Origin of the sequence: Micromonospora sp. NPDC000668 (genome assembly GCF_042897975.1) — a bacterium.
In the GTDB taxonomy this organism is placed as follows: Bacteria; Actinomycetota; Actinomycetes; order Mycobacteriales; family Micromonosporaceae; genus Micromonospora.
In genome coordinates this window covers 156,972-181,274 of the sequence record NZ_JBIAYP010000005.1, presented here as the reverse complement: position 1 = coordinate 181,274, position 24,303 = coordinate 156,972, and the positions used below count along the sequence as shown (strand labels likewise).

Genomic DNA, 24,303 nt, shown 5'->3' with positions numbered 1-24,303 from the left:
CTACCGCTTCCACCCCATGAAGGGCAGGCCAAAGCCGTGTTCGTCGCCTGGAGAGATCTGAAGTTCGCCAAAGGGCGTTTTGCCCTGATGGGAACCGTCATCGTGCTGATCACCCTGATGGTCGGGCTGCTGTCCGGGCTGACCGCCGGCCTCGGGCAGCAGAACATCTCCGCGATCACCGGCCTGGCGGCCAACAAGATCGCTTTCAACGCGACGGGCACCGGTGAGAAGCTGTCGTTTTCGAACTCCACCGTCACCGAGAACCAATGGCAGCAGTGGGCCCGGACCCCGGGCGTGCAGAACGCCCAACCGCTGGGCATCACTACCACCAAGGCCGCCGCCGGCGACAAGACCATCGGGGTCTCCGCCTTCGGCGTCCAGCCCGGCTCGCCGCTTGCCCCAGCAAGCAGCAAGATCAACGAACGCGCGGCGGTCCTGTCCATCACCGCCGCTGACAACCTCGATGTAGCCATGGGCGACACCTTCACCCTCGGCGGGCAGCAGGTGACCGTCGCCGCCGTGCACGGAGACGCCTCCTTCAGCCACACCCCCGTCGTCTGGACCAGCCTGGACCTGTGGCAGAAGCTGGCACCTCCCACCGACAAGCCCAACGGGCCCACCGCCACCGTCATCGCCCTGAACACCACCACCGACGCCGACGTACGGGCCGCCGACAAGGCCACCGGCACCACAACGGTCGCCAAGACCAACTCACTGTCCGCGATCGGCTCCTACACCTCCGAAAACGGCTCCCTGCAGCTCATGCGCGGCTTCCTGTTCGCGATCTCCGCACTCGTCATCGGCGCCTTCTTCACCGTCTGGACCATCCAGCGCAGCGCCGACCTCGCCGTACTCAAAGCCCTGGGCGCCTCCACCACCAACCTGCTCAAGGACGCGCTCGGCCAAGCCGTCGTCCTGCTGACCGGCGGCACACTGCTCGGCACCGGCCTCGCCGCCGGCCTCGGCGCCCTCGTCGCCGGCGCCGCCGTGCCCTTCATCCTCACTCCCGCCACCATCCTCGTCCCGGCCGCCGTGATGATCGCGCTCGGAGCACTCGGGGCCGCCCTGTCCATCCGTCGCATCACCTCCGTCGACCCGCTGACCGCCCTGGGGAGCGCCCGATGAGCCTCAACGTGCACGACATCACCCTCACCTACCCCGACGGCGACACCCGCCTGACCGCCCTCGACCACGTCACCCTGAACGTGCCCAAGGGCAGCCTGACCGCCGTCGTCGGCCCCTCCGGCTCCGGAAAGTCCACCCTGCTCGCCGTCGCCGCCACCCTCATCAGCCCCGACGCCGGCACCGTCACCATCGACGGCACCACGACCACCGGCCTGAGCCGCCGAGAACTGACGACCCTGCGCCGGAACAAGATCGGCATCGTGTTCCAGCAGCCCAACCTGCTGCCGTCGCTCACCGCAGCCGAACAACTCCAAGTCATGGCACACCTCGACGGACGCTCCCCGGCCAAGGCCCGCAGCCGAGCCATGGAACTGCTCGACAACGTTGGCCTTGCCGCACAGGCAGAACGGCGCCCCCACCAGCTGTCCGGCGGCCAGCGCCAGCGCGTCAACATCGCCCGGGCGTTGATGAACGACCCCACCGTGCTCCTAGTCGACGAACCCACCAGCGCACTCGACCACCAAAGAGGTGCCGCCATCATCGACCTGATCACCCGACTCACCCATCAACAGGCCACCGCCACCGTGCTCGTCACCCACGACCACACCCGCCTCGCCGCAGTGGACCAGATCGCCGAGGTCCACGACGGCCGACTCAAAGTGCCCACACCGATGCAGTAACCACTGTTCTCGAGACGCCCAACAGTCGACCGGTTTCCAAGACGTGCTCCACCAAGATGCGGACCTGACCGCCGCCCACAGCATCCTCCGCGCGACCGTGATCGCCGTCAGCTCACAAGCCCCGGGAGTCTGGTGTGTAGTCGCTCGAAATCGAGCAGGCTGCGGCAAGGTCCGGCGAGTGCACTCCCGCGAGCGGACTCCAGCGCCGGCAACACGAGCACCAGGGCCAGGACGACGCCCGGCGGTAACCGCTGAGCACCGCGATTACCTTGTCCACCTGCTGATTGTCGCCCCTAGCGGGTTGATTTTCGGGCAAGAACCGTTCCGCCCGCGGGCGGTCCGTAGGGTTCGGACCGACAGCGGGAATCGAGCCGGATGAGGGGTCAGCCGAGGACCGGTGGTAACGCGGAGGCATCGCCCGTCGCCGGCGCTGCTGGTCAGCCTGGCCGTCTCGGCCGGTCTGCTGGTCGTCGTCAGCGTCTTGGTGCGGCACCGACCCGTAGCGCTGTGGGAACGGGACCTGTTCGTCCTGATCAACCACCTACCCTCAGGGCTGACGCCGGTGCTGGTCGTCGTCATGCAGGCCGGCTCATATGCGGCGGTGTTCGTCGCCGCCGCGGCGGCCGTCATCCTGCGGCGCACCGGCGTCGCGTGGCGTTTCCTGCTGGCCGGCAACCTCGCGTACTGGCTCGCCGTCGCCGTCAAGGCCGCAGTCGCCCGGCAACGACCGGCGGCGCTGCTGACCGAACTGACCCTCCGGGACACGATCACCGGAGCGCTCGGCTACCCCTCGGGGCACGTCGCGGTCGCCACCGCCCTGGCCCTCGTCGTGGCGCAGGCCGGCAACTCCCGCTGGCGCCGCCTGGCCTGGACGGTGATCGCTCTGGTCGCCGTAGCGCGGATCCACGTCGGCGCTCATCTGCCGGTCGACGCCCTCGGTGGGATCCTCGTCGGTTGGCTCGCGGTAGGCCTGACCCGGCTCGCCGTCGGCGAGGTCGGACCGCAGCAGTCCACCCACGATCTACGCGAGACGCTGCGGCGACGCGGATTCGACGTGCGGCGGCTGGAACCGATCGGCGGTGACGCCCGCGGCTCCCAGCCGTGGCAGGCGGTCACCACCGATGGACAGCGGCTGTTCGTGAAGGTGACCGGCGGCCAGCAACGCGATGCGGACTGGGCCTACAAGCTCTACCGGAGCCTGCGCTACCGGCACGTCGCCGACGCACCGCCATACCTGAGTCCCGAGCAGCAGAGCGAACACGAAACCTACCTGACCCTGCTGGCCGAACGCGCCGGCGTCCGAGTCCCGGCCGTCGTCACGACCGCCACCGCACCCGGCGGAAACGCCCTGCTGGTGCAGGAGTTCATCGACGCGGCCCCGCTCGGCGCCGTCGTCGGGCCGGTCCCGATCGCCGCCGTGCGGGACGCATGGGGACAGGTGGCGCTGCTGCACCGGGCGGGCATTGCGCACCGCGACCTGCGGGCCGCCAACGTGCTCGTCGACGGCGACCGCGCGTACCTGGTCGACCTCGGGTTCGGCGTCGACGACGCCCCGGCCGACCAGCGGGCCCGGGACATCGTCGAACTACTGGTCGCCCTCGCCACCCGGGTCGACCCGGCCAGTGTGGTCGCAGCCGCAGTCGACCGACTCGGCGCCGAAACGGTCGCGGACAGCGTCCCGTTCCTGCAACCGCCGGTGCTCTCCCGCGCCGGCCGCAACGTCCTACGCGCCCACCCCGGCCTGTTGAAGTGCCTCCGCGAGGAGATCCTGCGGCGCTGCCCGGACCGGGAGCGGCCCCCGGCCAAGGTGGTCCGGGCAGCGCCGCGGGACATCCTCCTGCTGGTGGTCCTCGGGCTGATCGTGCACCTCCTGCTCCCGCAACTTGGCGAGCTACGCACCGCAATCCACCTGATGGTGCACGCGAACCCGGTGGCCGTCGTGGCAACGCTGCTCGGCTCGGCCCTCACCTACCTCCTCAGCGCCGTCGTGCTCCGGTTGGCCGCGGCCAACCGGGTACCGCTCGGCGAGGCCACTCTGGTGCAGGTCGCAGCGTCGTTCGCGAACCGGCTGGCCCCCGGCAGCCTCGGCGGTGCCGTGCTCAGCCTGCGCTACCTGCACCAGAAAGGACTCGACACCGCGGCGGCGGTCACCGCCGTGGTCGTCTCCCGCACCGCCGGCGTGGTCTCGCTCGTGGTGCTGCTGCCGATCCTGCTGCCCTTCGCGCGGCAGCCCGCCCGCACCCTCACCCACGGCGCGACCAAGGCGCTGCCGCTGCTGCTGGGCGCCCTCGTCGCGCTGCTCGTCCTCGCGGCCGTCCTCGCCGCACCCCGCATCCGGCGGCGCGCACGCGCGGCGGCCGGCCGTGTCATCGCCGCCCTGCGCACCTTGACTCACCAGCACCGTCTCCGGCGGCTCGTCGCCGCGTCCGTGACGCTCACACTCACCTACGGCCTCTGCCTCTACCTCGCCCTACTCGCCACCGGCCAGCCCGTCGACATCGCGCTACTACCTCCGGTGATCCTGGTCTGCGTCATCGGCGAGGGCGTCGCCTCCGCCGCGCCCACCCCCGGCGGGCTCGGTGCCACCGAGGCCGCGCTCGTCTCCGGCCTGCTGCTCTACGGAGTGCCGCTGGACACCGCCGTCGCCGGCGTCCTGATCTACCGTCTCGCGACCTTCTGGCTCCCGGTGCCGCCGGGCTACCTGGCCCTCCGCCACATGACCCGTCACCGCTTGCTGTAACCGCGACTGCGCAGAACGAGACGACGACCAGCGCTGCGGCCCACACTCGACGGGAGCGGACCACCAAGGGCACACGACACCAGGGCAACGTTGCACTGGTGCGATGTCCGGGTTCAGCGGCCGCGCCTGTAGCGCCCTCAGCGATCGTCTCCAGCAGGGATAAGGAGCCAGCGCGCAAAGCAGCTTTCGTCGTCCAGTTCGGTGTACCACCGGATCTTGAACCGATACGCTGTGATGTCACCCGTCTGGATCAGCATGCCCGGGTCAGGCTCTCGCTGCGGTGGACCGTGAACGATTGGCACCGGCCCTGGCCGTGCCGGCAACAACGGGGCCGAGTACTCGCCGGCGCCGTCGATTGCTGTGCTGAAGACCGCCAGTTCACCACTGCCGACGGCGAGGTCATCACCGTCGTCGTCCTCGGCGTCCGGATACTCCAGTGCTGCAGCGAGCACACGCGGGTAGTTGGGCCCAGATGCCTGCACGAAGGCGAGCGTGCCGCCCTCGGACTGGAAGACCTCAACCCAACTGTCGTCGCGGACAACCCCGTCCCCGCCGACCAGAGCCGCCCTGCCAGCCCCGACGACGATGGCGGTGTCCTCTGTCGCCATGTCAACGACCCGTTCGAAGTCGTCGTTGCTGTAACCGCACCATTCGCTCCGACGCATGGCGTCGATAGCGAGGAACGGTTCACCGTTGGTCCACAGCCGGCCGACATGAACCCATGATCCTCGCACTGACCCAGTATCACTGGCGCGTACGAGGACCCAGCAGCGGGGCATCTCGTGGCCATCGCCCCAAACCAGCCCTACCGGTCCTGTCGATGAGCCATTCGGGCCCGCGTCCGACTCGCATCGCCCGCCCAGCTACACCAGCGGCTTCCAGGACGCGCTGCGCAGCTATGGACCCGTCACCGCTCCGCTGGAACTGCTCGGCGGACGGAGTTGGTGACTGGTCGCACCAGCGGAAGAGCAACACGGGGTGGCAACGGCGCCACCCCCACCGTGCCGGTTCCGGGCGGCGGAAGACGGCGAAACGTCGGCATTGGCTCGTGGTGAACGACGGCTATCCCGGACGGTGGTCCTGCGCCGATCATTGCCCCAGATTGACATGAGTCATTCTCACCTCCAGGCGGAACGCCCGGGCACGGAGGCGAGAGGTCGGCACCAGCAGCCGGGCGTACCGAACGGCCCGACTCCGCGTCCCCGGAGGATCGCCATGCCCAGACCCGCCCTTCGCGCCCGGCTCGCGGCGCTCACCGCCGCCGCCCTGACCACGAGCGTCCTGACGGTCATCCCGCCGTCACCGGCGCTCGCCGCCACCACCTTCACCCCCGACGACTACTGCCTCGGCCAGTGCGCCGACATCCTGCCCCCGGGGCAGAACGGCAACGCCACGCTGGTCGCCATCCTGGCCCACCAGACGCTCGGCACGCGCCCGGCACACTCCAGCGACCAGCTCGACGAGTACGCGAACCTGGTCTACAACTACGCCGGGCTGACCGACGAGCAGATCGCCCACTTCTACAACGACGCCTCGTTCGGCGTCCCCGCCGCGCAGGTCGAAAGCACCATTTCGCCGCGGGCGGACGTCACCATCGTGCGGGACAAGGCCACCGGCGTCCCGCACGTCAGCGGCACCACCCGCGCCGGCACCATGTTCGGCGCCGGCTACGCCGGGGCCCAGGACCGGCTCTGGGTGATGGACCTGCTGCGGCACGCCGGTCGCGGCACGCTCACCTCGTTCGCCGGCGGCGCGCCGGGCAACCGTGAGCTGGAGCAGAGCATCTGGGCCAACTCGCCCTACGCGGAGGCGGACCTCCAGGCGCAGGTGGACGCGCTGCGCCTCAAGGGCACCCGGGGCCAGCAGCTCTACACCGACGTGGTCGACTACATCACCGGTATCAACGCCTACATTGACAAGTCGATCGCCGACGACAACTACCCCGGCGAATACGTGCTGACCGGCGCTGGCAAGCCGAAGCACTTCACCATGACCGATTTGATCGCCACCGCCGGTGTGGTTGGCGGGCTCTTCGGCGGGGGCGGTGGCAGCGAGATCCAGTCCGCGCTGGTCCGGGTGGCCGCCCGGGCCAAGTACGGCACCACCGAGGGCGACCGGGTCTGGCAGGCGTTCCGCTCGCAGAACGACCCGGAAACCGTGCTCACGCTGCACGACGGGCAGAGCTTCCCTTACGGCACGACACCGCCGGGCGCGACCAGCGCGGTACTCCCCGACGCCGGCACGGTGATCGCCGAGCCCCTCGCCTACGAACAGAGCGGCGGGGCCGCCGCCCGCGCCGGTGCCAGCACAGCCACCCACGGGCTGCTCGGCGGGCTGTCCAACCTGCGCGCACACGGCATGTCCAACGCGGTGGTGGTCTCCGGCCGGAACACCACCACCGGCAACCCGGTCGCCGTGTTCGGCCCGCAGACCGGCTACTTCGCCCCGCAGCTGCTCATGCTCCAGGAACTCCAAGGGCCGGGGATCAGCGCGCGCGGCGCCGCGTTCGCCGGGCTGAACCTCTACGTGCTGCTCGGTCGAGGTCAGGACTACGCCTGGAGCGCCACCTCGGCCTCCCAGGACCTGACCGACACGTACGCGGTGCCGCTGTGCACCACCGACGGCAGTGCCCCGACGCTACGCTCCAACCGCTACCTCCACCGGGGCCAGTGCCTGGCTATGGAGGTGCTGGAGCGGCGCAACTCCTGGTCGCCGACGCTGGCCGACTCCACCCCTGCCGGCTCGTACACGCTGCGCGCGCTGCGCACCAAGTATGGGCTGGTGGCCTACCGGGGCCTGGTGAATGGGCAGCCGACCGCGTTCACCAGGCTGCGCTCGACCTACCGGCACGAGGCCGACTCGGCGATCGGCTTCCAGGCGTACAACGACCCGTCGGCCATGGGCAGCGCGGCGGCGTTCCAGGCGTCCGCGGCCAACGTCGGGTACGCGTTCAACTGGTTCTACGTCAACTCGACCGAGGCGGCGTACTTCAACTCCGGCTCGAACCCGGTCCGGCCCGCCACCGCCGACCCGAACCTGCCGACGAAGGCCGAGCCGGCCTACGAGTGGGTGGGCTGGAACCCGGACACCAACGACGCCACCTACACCCCGGCGTCGGCTCACCCGCAGTCAGTCAACCAGGACTACTACGTCAGCTGGAACAACAAGCAGGCGCAGGACTTCGCCGCGGCCGACGGCAACTTTAGCTACGGCGCGGTGCACCGGGGTCAACTGCTCGACGGTCCGGTGCGCGCAGCCATCGCCCAGCGCAAGCTCGGCCGCGCCGACATTGTGAAGATCACCGCCGAGGCGGCGGTGACCGACCTGCGTGGCCAGCAGGTTCTCGGCGAACTGCTGCGGGTGCTCGACAGCACCCCGGTCACCGACCCGGCGCTGGCCGCCGCCGTGAGCAAACTGCGGGCCTGGCAGCAGGCCGGCTCCCGCCGGGTGGAGACGTCACCCGGCTCCAAGGTCTACCAGCACGCCGAGGCTATCCGGATCTTCGACGCCTGGTGGCCGCTTCTGGCCGCGGCCCAGTTCCGATCCGGCCTCGGGCCCGACCTGTATGCCGCCCTGGTCGATGCCATCGAGGTGAACGAGGCGCCGTCAGGCGGCCAGAACGGCGGGCGTGACGGCGCCGTGAGCTGGGCGTTGCAAGGGCAGGCGCACAAGGGTTCGTCGTTCCAGTACGGCTGGTGGGGCTACGTCGACAAGGACCTGCGCACCGTGCTCGGCGACCCCGTCGCCGGCGGGCTGGGGCGCGCGTACTGCGGCAACGGCAACCTTGGCGCGTGCCGGCAGGCGCTGCTCGAGACGCTCGGCCGCGCCGCCGCGGTGCCGGCCATGACGGTCTACCCGGGTGACACGTCCTGCGGGGCCGGCGACCAGTGGTGCGCCGACTCCATCGCCCAGTCCGGGCTCGGCGGCATCACCCACCCGCTGATCGCCTGGCAGAACCGTCCCACCTACCAGCAGGTCGTCTCGTTTCCGGCGCGACGCGGCGACAACGTCACCAACCTGGCGCAGGGCCGTCCGGCCACCGCGTCGAGCACCCAGTTCCTGACCAGCAATACCCCGGACAAGGCAGTCGACGGCAGTCTCGGCAGCCGGTGGTCCAGCAGCTACAAGGACAACCAGTGGCTCCGGGTTGACCTCGGCGCGGCCCGGACGGTCAGCCGGGCGGTGCTGCGCTGGGAATCCGCGTACGGCATCGGGTACCGGATCGAGGTCTCCGGCGACGGTACCTCCTGGCAGCCGGTGTTCAGCACCACCACCGGCAACGGCGGCGTCGACAACGCCACCTTCACCCCGGTAAGCGCCCGCTACGTGCGGGTGTACGGGGTCAACCGGGCCACCTCGTACGGGTTCTCGCTCTACGAATTCGAGCTCTATGGACGGTGACCTCGGCCGGAGGGCCGGCGGGAACCACCCGCCGGCCCCTGCGGGGCGTGCGCAGCGCCACGGCCGGCGGGCGGGGCCTGCAGGCTCTCCCGAACGCGATCGTGGTGCCGGCGGTCCGGGCGGGGACGACGATCCACGTCGCAGCCATCTCGGCTGAGGCGCTCTACCGGCGGCGCCAGGCGTCGGCCTCCACGTCGAGCAGGTCGTTCAGCGTCAGTGCCGAGTTGATCAGGCAGAGGGGGCTGAACGCCCATCGTGCCGAGCCGACGCAATTTCCCGTCGAAGTCAGTGGCGACGAGATCCGGGACGAGGCCAGAGGTAACCCGACGCCCAACCAGCTTCGACATGAGCCACCTTGGCCACCTCAATCCGGAAGGCGTGGTCGCCGCTGGCCGCGGGCCGTCTCGGCGCCCACCAGCGCTCGGCCGCTTCCTGTCGCTGATCGTTCTCACCGCGTTTGCCGAGATCAACGGCGCGCGGCTGTTTGGCAAGGCTGGCACAAGCACCAGGGCATACGTTCGATCCCCGGATGAGTTTCGTCGGCAGATCGCGTCGATGATGCAGCTGGGGCTACCGTCGGGTCGTGACGGTCAGTCGCGCGTCGAGCCAGGGGATCTGGATGGTCGGCATTGAGTACGTGATCGCGTTCGGTACCTCAGCCGGCCCGCTGGAGGCACCGGTCGCGATCATCGGCTCTCGACGGGTCGATGTCCGGTGAGCGCCGTCGAGGTTCTGGTGGTCGGGGCGGGGCCAACCGGACTGGCCATGGCCGGGCAGTTGGCCGCCCTGGGTGTGCGGGTCCGGGTGGTAGATCGATCTGTCGACCGGGTGCACGAGTCCCGTGCCCTGGCGATTCAGCCCCGCACCCTGGAGGTGCTCGCCAGTCTCGGGGTGGCCGATGAGATGGTGGCCGTCGGGAACCGCGCGGTGAGGCTGTGTCTGCATGCACGGGGGCGGGCGCGTTCCGTGCCGCTGTTTGACTTGGGTTTGTCCGGCACCGCGTATCCGTATCTGTTGTTCCTGTCGCAGGCGGAGACCGAGCGCATCCTGGGGGAGCACCTCGCGGCGGTGGGGCTTGACATCGAACGGGGTGTCGAGCTGGTGGGTCTGGACCGTGCCGCCGACGGCGCGGTGGCGATGCTGCGGCACGGAGACGGCCGGGCGGAACGGGTGGCGGCCCGGTATGTGGTGGGTTGCGACGGCGCGCACAGCGCTGTGCGGCACCTCGCCGGGATCGGATTCGAGGGCGCCGCGTATCCGCAGACGTTCGTCCTGGCTGACCTGGAGGCCGACGGCCTCGACACGGGGACGGCGCACGTCTTCTTGTCCGAGCGGGGGATGTTGTTCTTCTTCCCACTCGGCCACCCGAGCACCTGGCGACTGCTGGTCATGCGACCGCCCGCCGAGGTGGTCTCACCAGACGCCCCGGTCACCCTCGACGAGGTGCAGGCACTCGCCGACACTTACACCGCCGCGACTGTGCGCCTGCGTAGTCCTGTCTGGATGACCAACTTCCGGCTTCACCACCGCGCCGCCACCCACTACCGGGCCGGGCCGGTGTTCCTGGCCGGCGACGCCGCGCACATCCACAGCCCCGCCGGCGCGCAGGGAATGAACACCGGCATCCAGGACGCCGCCAACCTCGGCTGGAAACTCGCCCACGCCCTGCGGGGCGGCGCCACCTCGACGCTGCTGGATACCTACGAGACGGAACGGGCGCCAGTCGGTCGGATGGTGCTGCGCTTCAGCGACCGGGCGTTCACTGTCGCGACGTCCACCAACCCGGCCGTCCGGTTCGCTCGTACCCGGATCGCCCCCGCTCTCATCCCGGTCGTGCTCGCGTCCCGGTTCGTTCGGGCCTCCGCGTTCCGGACGGTTTCGCAGTTGGGCATCAGCTACCGGAACAGTCCGCTGTCGGTGGACGGTCCGCGTCCATCGCGCACCGGTCCACGACCCGGCGACCGGCTGCCCAACGCCCCGCTCCCCGAAGGCGGCACGCTCCACCGGCTCACGGCCACGCCCAGGTGGCACCTGCTGCTGTGCGGGCCGCCACCCGCCTGGTCGAGCGGCGAGACCGTGACATTAAGTCAGCAGTACTCCGACCGGCTCGACGTGCACTGGCTGACCGAACCCGACGCGAGTGAAGCGGCTACCGCCGCCCACGCGTTGCGACAGCTCGGCCTGGCCCCCGGCTCCAGCGGCCTGTATCTGATCCGCCCCGATGGTCACATCGGCTACCGGTCCGCCGGCACCGACATGACTGGGCTGGTGACCTACCTGCAACGCTGGCTCCGCTCGCCACTGCCGTGAGACGGAGCCCCGTCGAGTATCGGCACCGTGCAGCCGTGCCGGTCAGCGCGGGGAGGTCATCGCGCGGTGGTATCGGCGGCCTCCTTAAGCGCTTGGCGTAGGCGTCTGATCGGTGGTACGCCTGACACGCCGGTGTCCTCGATATAGAGCCGGCATGCCATCGCCGGACGGTGGTGGGGTTCGGCGAACGGATCCTGGCCGTCGATAAGGACACTGGGTGAGCCGACGAAGCCGAGCTGCTCGGCCTCAGCCTGGCTGGCCACCACTCGGACGGTGATCCGCACCGTCGCCAGGCCCACCTCGTCGAGTGCTCGGCGCACCACGACAATGCCCGGTCGGCGCCATCGCGACCATCGATCGATGACGTTGCGGCAGCGCCGCTGGTTGATCAGGTGTGCCAGCAGACGGCGGGTCTCTGCGAGGGTGATGGAGATGAGCCCGTCGTCGGGATGTCGCCGTCCTCTCCCACTGCGGCGGCCGTGACGGCAAGGTGGTCCGGGTGATGTGGCGGTACCAGGCCTCGTGACGGCGGACCTGGTAGTGGTCGAGGCCGGTTGCAGTTCTGGCCTGCTGGAAGCATTCCTCGATCGCCCAGCGGCGCCGGCGACGCGGACCAGGGCGGTATTGGTGGTGCCGGCGGGCCCGGCGCACAGGTAGAACGCCAGCTCGCCTGGGTCGGTGATGCTGCGACGGATCAGGACCCACCGGCTGCGGCCGGTGTGGTCGAGGTCGGGCAGGCCGGCCATGGCCCAGCCGTACAGCCGTGACCCTTTCGACCCAGACCCGGCCGACAGCCGTTTCCACGTCTCGTCGGGGGCTTGTCCGGCGAGGGTGTCGATCCGGGCGGTGGCGACACCCAGTCCGACCTGTTGGTTGCGGGGCACGGCCACCACGTAGCCGACCCGACGCTGGTCGCAGAACGTCCGGAACTTCGAGTCCTGCCCCGTTTGGGGTTCGTGCTTCGCCTCGGGTTACCTGATGGGGTCGACAGGCCGTGCGTCGGCCAGGATGGTCGACGGTGGCGGCTCGTGTAGCCGCCGGCGTAGTTCGGCCGCGCGGTGGGAGTCGATCATAATGACGGCCGCGGTGGCGGCGGTCAGGATGGTCAGCGCCAACAGCGGGGGCAGTGGGCTGGTCGCTGGCGCGAGGATCGCCACCAGCAGGATTCCGGTGGCCCGGACCCAGCGGATTTCGTGCTGGATGCGCCACCAGAATGCCTGGTTGGCGAGAAGGTAGACGACCACTCCGGCGAAAAGGATGGCGTGCCCGAGCGGGTCGCGCGCCGGTCCTGACGGGTCGCTGACCACGTCGAGGGTCTTTCGCAGGCCGAAGGCGAGCAGCATCAGTCCGATGATCATGGGCAGGTGCAGGTAGGTGAAGGCGTCGCGGGCCAGTTCGGCTCGCTGGTTGCCGGTCCGGTCGTGCATGACGCGTTCCGCGACGATGGCGTCCGTGTCGAAGTACGCCCACCAGAGGGTGGCCAGGAGGGCCATGCTGGTGGCGACGGCGACGATCACGGACCAGGAGATCGGGCGGCCGAAGACGGCCACTCCTGCCGAGATGACCGACTCGCCCAGCGCGATGAGGATGATCAGGGAGTACCGGTCGGTCCAGTGCTTGGCCGAAGTCACCTGCCAGAACCGCCGCACGACGAGGTAACCCCCGGCGAGGTCGACGACGATGGCCGTCAACCAGAGGCCCGCCACGAGCTGGTTCAGCCCCTCGGGGGGATGTGGCCGCGAGGATGCCAGCGCGGCAAACACCAGCAGGACGAGCGCGGACACGGTCGGGATGCCCGCCCGCAGCAGGTGGGCGCGTGGTATCCGGTCTCGACGAAGGACCAGGAGCGCCGTCAGGTGCAGCACGCGCAGTGCGATGTAGCAGGTCACGACGATCAGTGGTCCGGGCAGGCCGTCGGGTACAACGTCGAACGCCTGCGGGATGGCGATGCCGATCGTCAGGGTCAGCGCCACGACCAGAAGGACACTCAACCGCACGGGGATGGACTCGCCGCGAAGGACGTTCCCCACCTGGCTGTAGAGGGACCAGGCCACCCACAGCAAGGTGAGCACAGCCAAGGCCTGGACTACCCCGACCCCCGTGGGCTGTCGAGTCATCAACACCGTCACCTGGATGAACGTGTAGACGACCACCAGATCGAGGAAGAGTTCCTTGGGTGTGACTCCGCTGGTGGCGGCCCGGCCCGCCGCGTGCGCCGCCTGCCGGTGCAGCACGTGATGCCGACGGCGGAAGACGGTGAGGTCGGCCAGGACCATACTGGTGAGGACGGCGGCGAGCAGTCCCACCGCGCCCACCGGCGTCAGGCGGACCGCGATCGGAAGCAAGGCGGTCACCAGAACGATCCCCAGCAACGGGCTACGACCCAGCAACTGAATGGTGCGGCGCTCGAGGGCCACCAGGCCGAGCAGGTAGGCGATGACACCTCCATAAAGGACGAATGTGCCGACCTGGTCCCAACGGTCCGCGGTGGCGGGCTCGACTGAACTCAACGCGCGTTTGAGCCCCAGGGCGATGAGGACGAGACCGACGATCATCACGACGTGCAGGACGCTGTACGCGTCCCGACCGAGTCGTGACCTGGTGGCTGCCGGCTGCTGCTCCAGCGCCTGCTCGGCGGCGAATCCGGCAATGTCGAAGTAGCGCCACCAGAGCACTGCCACCACGACGAGGCTCAGGGCGGAGCCCGCGATGACGGACCAGGTGATCGGTGGGTCACCGATGAGACCGCGGCTGGTGCCGATCGAGATGATCGTCTCGCCCAACGCGATGAGCATGACCAGCCGGTGCCGCTCAGCCCAGTGCGGCACGGACACGATCCGCCAGGTGCCCGTGCCGAGCGCCCGCACGCCGATGAAGTCGACGGCGGTGGCGGCGAAGAACAGGACCAGTTGGACGGAACCACCGTCGACGTCCGAGGGCAGGTGGCGAGGCAGCAGCGCACCGGACAGGAGCAGGACCGCACCACCGAAGAAGGGCAACCATGCGCGTAGAACGGGCCTTCGGGGCCTGTCCGAGACGCTGTATGTCAAGATCAGTAGCGCGATGGACTGGGCCAGCAGGAAGGCGACGACGAAGATCAACGGCCCGAACAAGCCCCCCGGCCGGTCGGTGAAGATCACCGGCGCGGCGATGCCGATCAACAGGATGGTCGCGGCCACCCCGAACATGAGCGGCCGCAGGAATCCCCGGTCCACCCGCACGACATTGCCGAGCACGGTATATGAGCTCCAGCAACGCCAGATCAACAGAACCACCAGCACACCCTGGAGCACGCCCTCGACGCGGAAGTTCTCCGCCATGAGGTCCGTCACGCTCAGGAACGCGTACACGAACACCAGGTCGAGGAACAGCTCCAACCGGGTCACCCCGACGCCCCCGGGGGATATCTGAATGCCCCCGAAGAATCGCGTAAGACGCTCGCCCCTCTGCAGCGTTGACCGGCTCCTGGTCACCTTCCCCACTCTGCCATTCGATCGCAGGCAGCGGCGCCGCCTCTGACGGGTTGCTCAAGGGCGTGGCGCCCGGCGCGAAGCTGGCCGAGGGCAAGGTCTGCGGCGAAGACGGTTGCCCCTGGTCGCCGATCCTCGCCGGCACGCAGTGGGCGGCGACAGAGGTGCACGCCAAGATCATCAACAGGTGTCTCGGCAGCATCGACCCACCCGATGTCGACCCGCTCGAAGCCGCGGTGAATGACCTGTCGGCCCAGACCGGGGCGCTCTTCGTCATCGCGGCGGGCAAGGACGGCTGTGGTTACCGCGTTCACCCAGTCGGCTCACCGAGGACCGCCGTCGCGGCGCTGAGCGCGGCCGCGGTCGCGGTCGCCGACAGGGGCTACATCGCCAACTTCTCGAGCTGCGGCCCTGGCGCCGGCGACTCCGCGCTGAGGCCGGAGATCAGCGCCCCTGGCGTGAACATCACCGTGGCGGTCCCGGCGGCGGCTCCACCGCGGCACAGCTGCATCCGACAAAACGGTCTGCTGGCCCCTGCCGTAAATGGACAGCTCCAATCAAGCGGGCTGGGGCATAGATCGAAGTCGGCCGAACGGGTGCAGGTGTCGACGTTGCGGCGCGTGGGTGCCCGATAACTGGCGGGGTCTCTGGTAAACGGTTCAGCCTCAGCTCACGGCAAGGTCGATGTATGCGGGGTCGTGGTCGGACCCATCACCGCTGATCTGGGTGCGGCGCATCACGTGCGCGGCGGTGACGGTCAGGTCGGGGGTCGTCCAGATCTGGTCGTAGAGGGCGAAGGTGGTGACGCCCTTCGCCCGGTGCCGATGTGTCCACATGGTGGGGGACAGGTCGGCGAACTTGTCGTCGATGAGGGTCCCGTTGCGGTTGGGGCCGGCGATCGTGGTGCCGCGTTGGATGTGTTCGGTGAGGTTTGCTTGTTGCAGGGCGGCGAGGGTCTCGGCCTCAGGGGCGTCGTTGAAGTCGCCGGTGACCACAACGCGGCGGGTCAGCCGCTGTCGGCGCAGGATCTTGGTGATCGCCGTGGCTTGGTCGCGGCGTCGTTCGGCGATGGCTTTTCGAGCGGCTGCGACCTCGGCGGGGCTGAGGGTGTGTTCGTCGGTGATGAAGTTGCTCTTGAGATGGTTGACGAGCACGTGCAACGGTTTGCCGTCCGGGGCGGCGATCTCGGCTTGAAGGAGGTCGCGGCCGAACACCGGTTCCCCGGCGGGGTTGGGCCAAAACCGCCAGGAGCTGATGCGGGTGATCGGGTGGCGGGAGCAGATGGCAACGTCGATGCGGCGGGGGTCGTTGCCCTCTACGACGACCCGGTAGCGGTAGTCGATGCCCAGGGGACGCAGGTCGTCGCGGTGGAACGTGTCAAGGGCGTCTTGGTCTTCGACTTCCTGCAGGCACAGCACGTCGGCGTTCAGGGCGGCGATGCGTCGGGCGATCCACGCCCGGGCTTTCGGGTCCTTGCCCTTCACGAGTCTGCCGCGGAAGGTGCGCAGAATTCCGCTCATGTGGGTGCCGTCGGGCAGGACCACCTCGACCACTGACGGTTGCTCGCTGCTCGGCCCGCCTGTTGCGTCCGGAGTAGCGTCGGTGGCGATCTCGGCGAGCGGGGGATTGGCCACGGTCCGGGAAAGCTCCGCCTGGAACGACCAGCGGGAGAACAGGTTGTTGGCGTTGAACGTCGCGATCCTCACAGCTACCGCCCGCTTCCACTGTCCACGGATCGGCCCTTGGATGAGCTTGACGATACGGTCCGCCCGCCCAAGTGGGCAGCAACTATCAGCAAGCCGCCAATCCTGGAGCCCGCCGGCCCCGCCTTGGTGACCCCGTCGGGAAGACGTAGAGGTCCGTCGGTGCCTTCAAGCCGCCGCCGATTCAGATCAGCTCATCGACTCTGGCCGCGGGCGGCCCGCGACGAGCGTCAACGTCCGGAGAAGCTCGGAGCCAGAGCGGCTACAGGTATCGGCAGACCTGCTCGGGTGGGCAGGTGTCCGGTTCGGCGTCGGCGGCGGACCGGTGAAGCTGAGCCACGGTGGAGCGTAGGGCGTGCAGGTCGGCCAGCTGGGCGTCGATGGCGTCGAGCCGTTGGGCGAGCAGTTCGCGTACATGTCCGCAGGGGGCGTTGCCGGCGTCGCGGACGGCAAGGATGTCGCGGATCTGGGCAAGGGTGAACCCGGCGGCGCGACCGCGGCGGATGAAGTCGAGCCGCGCGACCGCCCCGTCGTCGTAGTCGCGGTAGCCGTTCCCGCAAGGTCCCGCAGGTGGGAGCAGGCCGCTGGCTTCATAGAAGCGTAGCGTTTTGGTAGTAGTGCCGGTTGCGTCGGCGAGTTCCCGATCCGCATTGGTGGCCTCCTGCCGTCGCGCCCTTGACCTTCCCCTGCACTGGAAGGTCCAGTCTGGTACCGGTAGAGCCGTAACGGCCAAGCGGTGTGCGTCATGCCACCGGTCACCAGACGGAAAGGGGCTGTGATGACCGCAGCAGCAGAGCGCCAGCTTGCTGTTGAGCTTCGTTCCGTGCCCGAGTGTCCGAACCTTGGCCCGGCTCGGCAGGAGCTGCGCGCCGCGCTGGCCGACGTCGGGCTGCCGCCGGAGGTTGTCACCGAGGTGGTGGGGGACTATCCGTCACCGTCGATCCTGGTCAACGGCTTAGACGTGATGGGCAGCACCGGTGACGGGTCGGCGGCCTGTCGCCTGGACCTTCCCACGGGCGAGCGCATTCGTGCTGCCTTGCGCCAGGCGATGCGCGCCGAACCCGCCACCGCCGCAGCCGAGCCGAGCCCGGTGGATTGCTGCGCGCAGCCGGGCAACGCTATCCGGACCGACCGACCCCGCCGCGCCGAGCATCTGCCCGACCGCCTCCGGCAGGTGCACCAGACGATCCTCCGCCACTTCTCCACTACTGGAACCGTCCCCACGGACGCCGACATCCGCACTGCTGTCGGCGCCCCGGACCTGGACACCGCTAACGCGCTGCGCGAACTCGCCCGGGAAGACCTTGTCGCTGTCGACAGCGCCGGGCGTCTGGTCGCGGCCTACCCGTTCTCCCCAACGCCAACGCCGCACGTGGTCTCATTCGGCGATGTCGAGGTGTTCGCGATGTGCGCCATCGACGCGTTGGGCATGCCGTTCATGCTCGGTACCGACGCAACGATCACCTCCGCTGATCCGCACACCGACCAACCGGTCCGCGTGACCATCACCAACGGTGCCGCCACCTACGAGCCGGCCGAAGCGGTGGTCGTCTACGCAGCCACCGGAGGCGCTGGTCGCTCCGTGGACACCTGCTGCTCCACCATCAACTTCTTCACGAGCGCGCCCAACGCTCAGGCGTGGATCACCGCCCATCCCCACCTGGCCGCCACTGTTCTCGACCAGAACCAGGCCGTCACGCTCAGCCGCGACATCTTCGAACCGCTGCTCGCCTGAGGCCGACAGCACCATCACCACCCCGCCGCCGCCGGACCCGACACGAGGTGCCTCAATGCAAGGCTCCGCAAAAAATCAACAGTTCACCGCCACGGTCACCGCAGCCACACGCGGCAGTGTCCTGATCCCGGTCCCCTTCAACCCGGACACCGTCTGGGGAGCCAAGCCCGCCCACCACATTCGCGGCACCGTCAACGGCATGGGTGTGCGTGCCGTGGTGGAACCAGCGGGCGATGCCTTCGGGTTCACCCTCGGCCCGGCCTGGCTACGGTGCTGCGGCCTGGCAGCCGGCGACACCGTCTCCGTGACCATCGAGCCCGAAGGGCCCCAACGCGGCGACCTCGCCGAAGACGTGGCCGCCGCGCTCGACGCGCATCCGCAAGCCGGCGCGTTCTTCGACTCGTTGGCCCAGTTCTACCGGCGCGCATACCTACGGTGGATCGACGCCACAAAACGCCAACCCGAGCAACGGCCCCGACGCATCGCCGAGATGATCGAACTCCTGGAAGCCGGGCACAAGGAACGCCCGCGCCCTTAGCGACCCGGATCGACGCGGGGTAGTGCCAGCGGGCGTGTAGCAGCGCCTGTAGCAACGATGACGAACGACGGCGGACCACCAATGGCTCTTGACGGGGACGACGCGGGCTGGGCCGGCCGCGGGTGGACGCAACCGCAAGGCAGGGTGGCGTCGGGCGATGTCGGGGAGCTGCGCGCCGGCGGTGACTCGTCGCTGCAGGTGGGCGAAGTTGGTTCGTTCGCCTTCCCACACCACCAGCTCGCCGTCGAGGACGGCACCCGGCTCGACGGCTTCGGTGACGGCTCGGGTGATGTCTGCTGGATATGCCCCGAGCGCTGGCTCGGCACGTTCACCGTTCCGGTCGGCGCCGTCGGATATCAGAATGGTCCGAATTGCCTGGGGCCGCAGCCATGGCGGCGCCCCCTACGGTGTGTCGCTCGGCAGGGCTATCCCAGGCGGCGCTGGGGCCAGCGCGCCAGACCAACTCGACCGTGAAGAGTTGGTCCTGTCCGCATGTCAGAGATGGTCGGGCTATCTCGTCTCAGGTTGCGAAGACGGGTTTTGAGATGAACCGCCTCGACAACAAGGAGCAGGTCATGAGCGAGGAGACGACACACCAGAAGGTCGCGCTGGTCACCGGGGCGAACAAGGGGATCGGTCGTGGGGTTGCCGAGCAACTCGCTGCACTGGGCATGACGGTCCTGATCGGCGCCAGAGACCCGCGGCGCGGCGAGGAGGCCGCTGCGGCGATGCGCGCGGCCGATTGCGACGCGCACGCGGTCACCTTGGACGTCACTGACCAGGCCACCGTCCAGGAGGCCGCGAAGCGGATCGAGGAGCGCTTCGGCTACCTCGACGTACTGATCAACAATGCCGGCATCACCGGCTCCGGGCAGGTTTCACCCGAAGACGCCCGCGATCAAGTCCCCAGTTCCGTCGACCTGGACATGGTCCGAGCGGTGTTTGAGACCAACGTCTTCGGGGTGATCGCGGTGACCAACGCCATGCTGCCGCTGCTGCGGCGGTCACCGGCGCCGCGCGTCGTCAACGTCAGCAGTCACGCCGCGTCGCTGGCTCTTACCAGCGATCCGGACGGGCCCTTCGCGGCGCTGCTGCCGTCGGCTGCGTATTCGCCGTCCAAGAGCGCGCTGACCGCGCTGACCGTGCAGTACGCCAATGAGCTGCGAAAGGACGGCGTCCTGGTCAACGCAGTCGCCCCCGGCTTCGTCGACACGGAGAGCAACAACCACACCGGGTTCCTTACGGTCGCGCAGGGCGCCGCAGTCGTGGTGCGGCTGGCTTCGCTCGGCTCGGACGGACCGACTGCCGGGTTCTTCAGCGAGGAGGGTTCGGTGCCCTGGTGATGGCGGCTCTGGACAGCGGGATGTTCTACGTGCCTGGCGACATGGCCGGTCCGCAGGTGCCGGGCCCTGCTGCTGGCCGGCCAACAGGCAGTGGTAATTGATGGTCGAGGGGCGCTGCTTCTCCAATTGGGAGTTCTGCCGCCCCTTGTGGCGGCAGCGATTCAAGGAGGGGGCGGCGTGAGGAAGACCGAAGAGTTCCAGGAGTTGCGGCCGCTGCTGTTTTCGATCGCCTACCGGATTCTGGCCAGTGTGAGCGAGGCCGAGGACGTAGTCCAGGAGACCTGGCTGCGCTACCAGGCCACCGCCACCCAGCCCGGGTCGGCTAGGGCGTTCCTGTCGACCGTGGTCACCCGGATCTCGATCGACGTGCTGCGCTCGGCCCGCGTCCGGCGGGAGGAGTATGTCGGGCCATGGCTCCCCGAACCGCTGCTGACCGACCCGTACGAGGATCCGGCGCGGTCGGCGGAGCTGGCGGACTCGCTGTCGATGGCGGCCCTGCTCCTGCTGCAGCGGCTCACCCCGCTCGAGCGCGCGGTCTTCGTGTTGCGGGAGGTGTTCGCTTTCGGCTTCGCGGAGATCGCATCGGCGGTGGGCCGTTCGGAGGCGGCGTGCCACCAGCTCGCGGTGCGGGCGCGCCGTCACATGGACGCGGGCCGGACTCGGTTCGATGCCGACCGGAGGGAACGCGAGGAACTCGCCGAACGGTTCTTCGACGCCTTCCGGGAAGGGGATGTCGACGGTCTGACCGAGCTGCTGGCCGCCGACATTCACATGATCGGCGACAGTGGCGGTAAGGCCCCACAATTCAAGCCCATCATCCTTGGCGTCGAGAAGGTGATCCGGGTGCTGGCGATGTTTGTCCCGCTGGTGATCAGCAGCGGTGGCGTGGTGGAGGCGCAGCAGGTGAATGGCCAGCCGGGCGCAGTCTTCCGCGACCGGGACGGCCAGGTTCTCAGCACCTGGACGTTAGACATACTCGACGGACAGATCCAGACGATCCGCACGGTGAACAACCCCGACAAGCTCGGGCACGTTGGTCCCGTAGCGGACGCCTGGGCATCATTCCGCGAGGCGCGGCACACCAGCGTTGGTCTACGGCGGCCTAGATCCGGCTAGTTCTGTCTCGTAGATCATGTTGGTCGGGGATGGCGGGTAGCCAGTCGAGGGTTTCGACCAGGTTGAGAGTGGCCTGGAAATGGGTGGCGAGTTTGTCGTACCGGGTGGCGAGGCCGCGCCAGTGTTTGCGTCGGTTGAAGCCGCGCTCGATACCTGGTTGCGGCGCTTGTAGGCGGTGGTGTCGAACGTCGGTGGGTGGCCGCCGCGTCGTCCCCGCCGGTTCTGGTTGGCGATCTGGTCGTTGGGCTCGGGGATGACGGTGGTAATGCCTAGAGCCCTCCGGTTCGCTCGGGAGGAGTACGCCATGTCGCCGGTCACCGAGTCAGGTCGCATGCGTGGTCTGCCGGCATCACCGGGTCGGACCTGGTGCAGTAGCGGGATCAGTTGCCGGGTGTCAGCTGCCTGGCCGGGGGTGATGCGGGTAGCGAATGAGCAGCCACGTCCCAGGCCAGGGACCCGGCGACGAAGATCCCGCCGTAGGCGCCAGGATACGACCGAAGTCCGGATCCGGCTGCAACGACGCCGCGAATCCGTACGCACCGAGAGCCACGATCCCGGCGGCGATCCACAGCAACCCGCGATGCTCCCGCCAGCCCTGCCAGCCCAGCCAGGCCCCGCCGATCTCGGCCACCGCAGCCAGGACGAACAAGACGAGGGAACGCGCGAGTGTCACGACGAGGACCCGACCGAGGTCTCCTCCGGCGATCGATGTGTAGGCGGTTCGGCGCACGCACAGTCCCCACCAGCACATCCGGTGCGGTGTCGGCGGACCCGCCGGGTTGCCCACCACCAAGCGACGCCTGCCGCGACTGCCAAACCGACCGCGACGCCGGGCATCGCCCGGGTGGCGGTGGCCCAGCCGGCACCGCCGAGGAGCCCGGCCGCCAGCAGCAGCGGCAGCACGCAGCATGCCGCGCACGCGACGCCGGCCAACCCGGTCAACCCGGACGGCAACAATCGACGCGGATTAACCCTCGACACGATCAGCTCCCTTGGCTAGTTCCACGAACGGAAGCGGACAGCATGAGCTTTCCGCGCAGGCAACCAGGTCGTCGCAGCCAGCGGCGACGGCCTCACGTAGCGTGTCCCGGATCACCGACAGGTCGGCGATCTTCTGCTCCACCTCAATCAGCTTCGCCTGCGCACGGGCCTGCAACCCGGCCTCGGGACGCCGACCATGCCGGTGAACACTCACGTCCAGTAGATCGGCGACCTCATCCAGGGTGAACCCGAGCCGCTGCGCGGTCTTGATCACCCGCAGGATCGTGACAGTCTCCGGCGGGTAGAGCCGATGCCCACCCAACGTCCGATCCGGCTCGGCCACCAGACCTCGCCGCTCGTAGTAGCGCAACGTCTGCTGGTTCACCCCCGCCGCCTCCGCTACCTGCCCCGACCGCAACCCCGGCTTCACGCGCCCTCCTGGAGCCCGGCGCGTGCGGCGAGAGCGTCGAGTACGTCGACGTGACCCTCTGGCACCGCGACGTCCAAGGCGAGCTGCCCGCCGGTTGCGGTCAAGGTGAAGGTGAAGAACGAGCAACACCCGGTCTCCCGTGTAACCAGGTCCGCCGCCCGTCCGGCTACCGTCGGCGCGGGCCGCAGCTCCAGCCGCACCCGCAACCGGTCAACGCGCTCCGTCCCGACCACCGCTGAGGCGAACAGGTCATCGAACTCGGCCAGCCGCAACGGCTGCTCCACCGTCGGCAGCGTGCACTCCTGCGGCACCCACGACCCCTCACCCAGGGTCCTCATCTCTGTCATGCTCAGACGGTAGGCCTGTACCTAGGTACAGGATGCAAGCCGCTCGCGCGAGTTCCAGTCAGGCGGCCCGGCAAGGTCGACTGGCAGCGAGGAACACGGGCCAGCGAACGGCTGACGTTCAGCTCTAGATCACTCGATCAACAACGGCACCTCAAACGTCGACATGTCCGCCCGTAAACGCAAGTAGCGGACGTGGTGTCGCCACCGGTGATGTTCGTAGGCGGTGTCGACGTCGATTTCCGCGACGATGCTGGGAGTGACGGGGGCGTACGGGAGGGGGTTGGGGCCGGTCGAGTTGTCCGGTCCACGCGGCGGGCAGGGGTTGCGGCCAGGGGTGTGACCCCTGCGGGTCGACGGGCGTGAGCAGGGCGGCCAGTTCGGCGCGCTGTGCGGGTCGTAGAGGGCTGGTTCGGCCGGTGTAGCGGAGCCGTCCATGCTGATCGCAGCGGCCCAGCAAGAGGGTCTCGGGGTCTTCGATGCTGGGGGAGACGCCGCCGATGATGGCTTCGGTGGTGCGGTAGGCCCGGACTTTATGCCAGCCACGTCGGCCCGGTTCGTAACGCCCGTCGAGGTGTTTGATCACGACGCCCTCAATGCCCGCGGCGGTCCAGGTCGTCAACCATTCGGCGGCCTGGTCGAGGTCGGCGGTCTGTGGGGACAGGGTGAGTTGGGCGGGTGCGCCGGCGAGCAACTGGGTGAGCAGGGCACGTCGCTCGTGCAGGGGCCGGTCCAATAGCGGTCGGCCCGGTGGGGCGCTGAGCAGGTCGAAGACGACGTAGTGCGCGGGGTGGCGTCGGGCGATGTCGGGGAGCTGCGCGCCGGCGGTGACTCGTCGCTGCAGGTGGGCGAAGTTGGTTCGCTCGCCTTCCCACACCACCAGCTCGCCGTCGAGGACGGCACCCGGCTCGACGGCTTCGGCGACGGCTCGGGTGATGTCGGGGAAGTAGGTGGTGATGTCCCGGCCGGCTCGGGACTGCAGGTACACGGTGTCGGGCCGGCGGAAGGCCAGTGCCCGCCAGCCGTCCCACTTCGGCTCGTAGGCCAGGTCCGATGCCTCAGGGACAGTGTCGACGGCCTTGGCCAGCATCGGCGTGAGCGGCGGACGCAGCCCGTCGGTGGTGCCGACACGCCGGCGGGCTGGAGTCACCGCAGGACCGACCCACGACATCGAACTCGAATTTCACTCACCTCCTCTCACATGGTTGAGGGGCGCACAGGGATGGCGCTGGAAGATGCCGAACGCTCGATGGCGGTAGCAGAACGAGAAGCAGGACGAGGTCCGCCGGGTGCGCCCAGCTCGTGCCCGCACGCCAGCGAACCGCTTCGAAGTTTCGTGGCTGCTTCCTCGCCTCTTCACAAACATGCCCTTCGATGGACATGATCG

At 69.0% G+C, this 24,303-nt stretch carries 19 protein-coding genes and 2 pseudogenes; 11 read left to right on the top strand and 10 right to left on the bottom strand.

Annotation, left to right across the window (positions count from 1 at the left end; translation table 11 throughout):
* Positions 1 to 87: 87 nt before the first annotated feature.
* The 3 genes from ACFY29_RS25475 to ACFY29_RS25465 all read left to right on the top strand — a co-directional run bounded on the left by ACFY29_RS25475 (position 88) and on the right by ACFY29_RS25465 (position 4,545).
* On the top strand, positions 88 to 1,125 hold the full coding sequence (locus ACFY29_RS25475) for an ABC transporter permease (protein WP_386990191.1): 1,038 nt from the start codon (positions 88 to 90) through the stop codon (positions 1,123 to 1,125).
* Positions 1,122 to 1,805 (top strand): ABC transporter ATP-binding protein, encoded by a 684-nt coding sequence (locus tag ACFY29_RS25470; protein ID WP_386990190.1) that lies wholly within the window; start codon positions 1,122 to 1,124, stop codon positions 1,803 to 1,805. The genes ACFY29_RS25475 and ACFY29_RS25470 overlap by 4 nt, the downstream gene beginning before the upstream one ends.
* 397 nt (positions 1,806 to 2,202) lie before the next feature.
* Entirely contained in the window at positions 2,203 to 4,545 is a 2,343-nt protein-coding gene (locus ACFY29_RS25465) for a flippase-like domain-containing protein (protein ID WP_386990188.1), read from the top strand.
* Between the two features lie 137 nt (positions 4,546 to 4,682).
* Here ACFY29_RS25465 and ACFY29_RS25460 read toward each other — a convergent pair whose 3' ends face one another.
* The gene (locus tag ACFY29_RS25460) at positions 4,683 to 5,279 is read right to left on the bottom strand and encodes a hypothetical protein (protein ID WP_386990186.1); all 597 of its coding nucleotides are present in this window, start codon (positions 5,277 to 5,279) and stop codon (positions 4,683 to 4,685) included.
* 481 nt (positions 5,280 to 5,760) lie between these two features.
* On the opposite strand from ACFY29_RS25460, the gene ACFY29_RS25455 reads away from it, so the two are divergent.
* The 3 genes from ACFY29_RS25455 to ACFY29_RS25445 all read left to right on the top strand — a co-directional run bounded on the left by ACFY29_RS25455 (position 5,761) and on the right by ACFY29_RS25445 (position 11,256).
* The gene (locus ACFY29_RS25455) at positions 5,761 to 8,946 is read left to right on the top strand and encodes a penicillin acylase family protein (protein ID WP_386990184.1); all 3,186 of its coding nucleotides are present in this window, start codon (positions 5,761 to 5,763) and stop codon (positions 8,944 to 8,946) included.
* Between the two features lie 345 nt (positions 8,947 to 9,291).
* A complete protein-coding gene (locus ACFY29_RS25450) occupies positions 9,292 to 9,579 on the top strand; it encodes a hypothetical protein (RefSeq protein ID WP_386990182.1) in 288 nt (95 codons plus the stop codon).
* Positions 9,580 to 9,660: 81 nt separating this feature from the next.
* Complete coding sequence (locus ACFY29_RS25445) at positions 9,661 to 11,256, top strand: FAD-dependent monooxygenase (RefSeq protein WP_386990180.1); 1,596 nt, start codon at positions 9,661 to 9,663, stop codon at positions 11,254 to 11,256.
* Between the two features lie 56 nt (positions 11,257 to 11,312).
* Here ACFY29_RS25445 and ACFY29_RS25440 read toward each other — a convergent pair whose 3' ends face one another.
* On the bottom strand, positions 11,313 to 12,149 hold the full coding sequence (locus ACFY29_RS25440) for a hypothetical protein (RefSeq protein WP_386990178.1): 837 nt from the start codon (positions 12,147 to 12,149) through the stop codon (positions 11,313 to 11,315).
* A 78-nt stretch (positions 12,150 to 12,227) separates the two neighbouring features.
* Positions 12,228 to 14,642 carry a low temperature requirement protein A gene (locus ACFY29_RS25435; protein WP_386990176.1) on the bottom strand — a complete coding sequence of 805 codons (2,415 nt, stop codon included), beginning with the start codon at positions 14,640 to 14,642 and terminating at the stop codon, positions 12,228 to 12,230.
* Positions 14,643 to 14,710: 68 nt separating this feature from the next.
* Between ACFY29_RS25435 and ACFY29_RS25430 the strand changes: the two genes are divergently transcribed.
* The gene (locus ACFY29_RS25430) at positions 14,711 to 15,361 is read left to right on the top strand and encodes a S8 family serine peptidase (protein ID WP_386990174.1); all 651 of its coding nucleotides are present in this window, start codon (positions 14,711 to 14,713) and stop codon (positions 15,359 to 15,361) included.
* A 30-nt stretch (positions 15,362 to 15,391) separates the two neighbouring features.
* On the opposite strand, the gene ACFY29_RS25425 is transcribed toward ACFY29_RS25430, so the two are convergent.
* Both ACFY29_RS25425 and ACFY29_RS25420 read right to left on the bottom strand, forming a co-directional pair.
* The gene (locus ACFY29_RS25425; protein WP_386990172.1) at positions 15,392 to 16,270 is read right to left on the bottom strand and encodes an endonuclease/exonuclease/phosphatase family protein; all 879 of its coding nucleotides are present in this window, start codon (positions 16,268 to 16,270) and stop codon (positions 15,392 to 15,394) included.
* 421 nt (positions 16,271 to 16,691) lie between these two features.
* Positions 16,692 to 17,069: pseudogene (locus ACFY29_RS25420) on the bottom strand (heavy metal-responsive transcriptional regulator); the annotation flags it as partial.
* A 138-nt stretch (positions 17,070 to 17,207) separates the two neighbouring features.
* Here ACFY29_RS25420 and ACFY29_RS25415 point away from each other — a divergent pair.
* The 4 genes from ACFY29_RS25415 to ACFY29_RS25400 all read left to right on the top strand — a co-directional run bounded on the left by ACFY29_RS25415 (position 17,208) and on the right by ACFY29_RS25400 (position 21,161).
* Positions 17,208 to 18,164: an alkylmercury lyase family protein gene (locus ACFY29_RS25415; RefSeq protein WP_386990803.1), complete on the top strand. Its 957-nt coding sequence runs from the start codon at positions 17,208 to 17,210 to the stop codon at positions 18,162 to 18,164.
* A gap of 55 nt (positions 18,165 to 18,219) precedes the next feature.
* Complete coding sequence (locus ACFY29_RS25410) at positions 18,220 to 18,702, top strand: YdeI/OmpD-associated family protein (RefSeq protein ID WP_386990170.1); 483 nt, start codon at positions 18,220 to 18,222, stop codon at positions 18,700 to 18,702.
* A gap of 545 nt (positions 18,703 to 19,247) precedes the next feature.
* Positions 19,248 to 20,045 carry an SDR family NAD(P)-dependent oxidoreductase gene (locus ACFY29_RS25405; RefSeq protein WP_386990168.1) on the top strand — a complete coding sequence of 266 codons (798 nt, stop codon included), beginning with the start codon at positions 19,248 to 19,250 and terminating at the stop codon, positions 20,043 to 20,045.
* 147 nt (positions 20,046 to 20,192) lie between these two features.
* Positions 20,193 to 21,161, top strand: a complete 969-nt coding sequence (locus tag ACFY29_RS25400; protein WP_386990165.1) for an RNA polymerase sigma-70 factor — start codon at positions 20,193 to 20,195, stop codon at positions 21,159 to 21,161.
* Here ACFY29_RS25400 and ACFY29_RS25395 read toward each other — a convergent pair.
* The 5 genes and pseudogenes from ACFY29_RS25395 to ACFY29_RS25375 all read right to left on the bottom strand — a co-directional run bounded on the left by ACFY29_RS25395 (position 21,138) and on the right by ACFY29_RS25375 (position 24,066).
* Positions 21,138 to 21,533: a hypothetical protein gene (locus ACFY29_RS25395; protein ID WP_386990801.1), complete on the bottom strand. Its 396-nt coding sequence runs from the start codon at positions 21,531 to 21,533 to the stop codon at positions 21,138 to 21,140. The genes ACFY29_RS25400 and ACFY29_RS25395 overlap by 24 nt on opposite strands.
* A gap of 71 nt (positions 21,534 to 21,604) precedes the next feature.
* Positions 21,605 to 21,834: pseudogene (locus ACFY29_RS25390) on the bottom strand (YnfA family protein); the annotation flags it as partial.
* A gap of 294 nt (positions 21,835 to 22,128) precedes the next feature.
* Positions 22,129 to 22,572, bottom strand: a complete 444-nt coding sequence (locus ACFY29_RS25385; protein WP_386990163.1) for a MerR family transcriptional regulator — start codon at positions 22,570 to 22,572, stop codon at positions 22,129 to 22,131.
* Positions 22,569 to 22,919 carry a hypothetical protein gene (locus tag ACFY29_RS25380; RefSeq protein WP_386990161.1) on the bottom strand — a complete coding sequence of 117 codons (351 nt, stop codon included), beginning with the start codon at positions 22,917 to 22,919 and terminating at the stop codon, positions 22,569 to 22,571. The genes ACFY29_RS25385 and ACFY29_RS25380 overlap by 4 nt, the downstream gene beginning before the upstream one ends.
* Before the next feature lie 151 nt (positions 22,920 to 23,070).
* A complete protein-coding gene (locus ACFY29_RS25375) occupies positions 23,071 to 24,066 on the bottom strand; it encodes an ATP-dependent DNA ligase (RefSeq protein ID WP_386990159.1) in 996 nt (331 codons plus the stop codon).
* Positions 24,067 to 24,303: the final 237 nt, after the last annotated feature.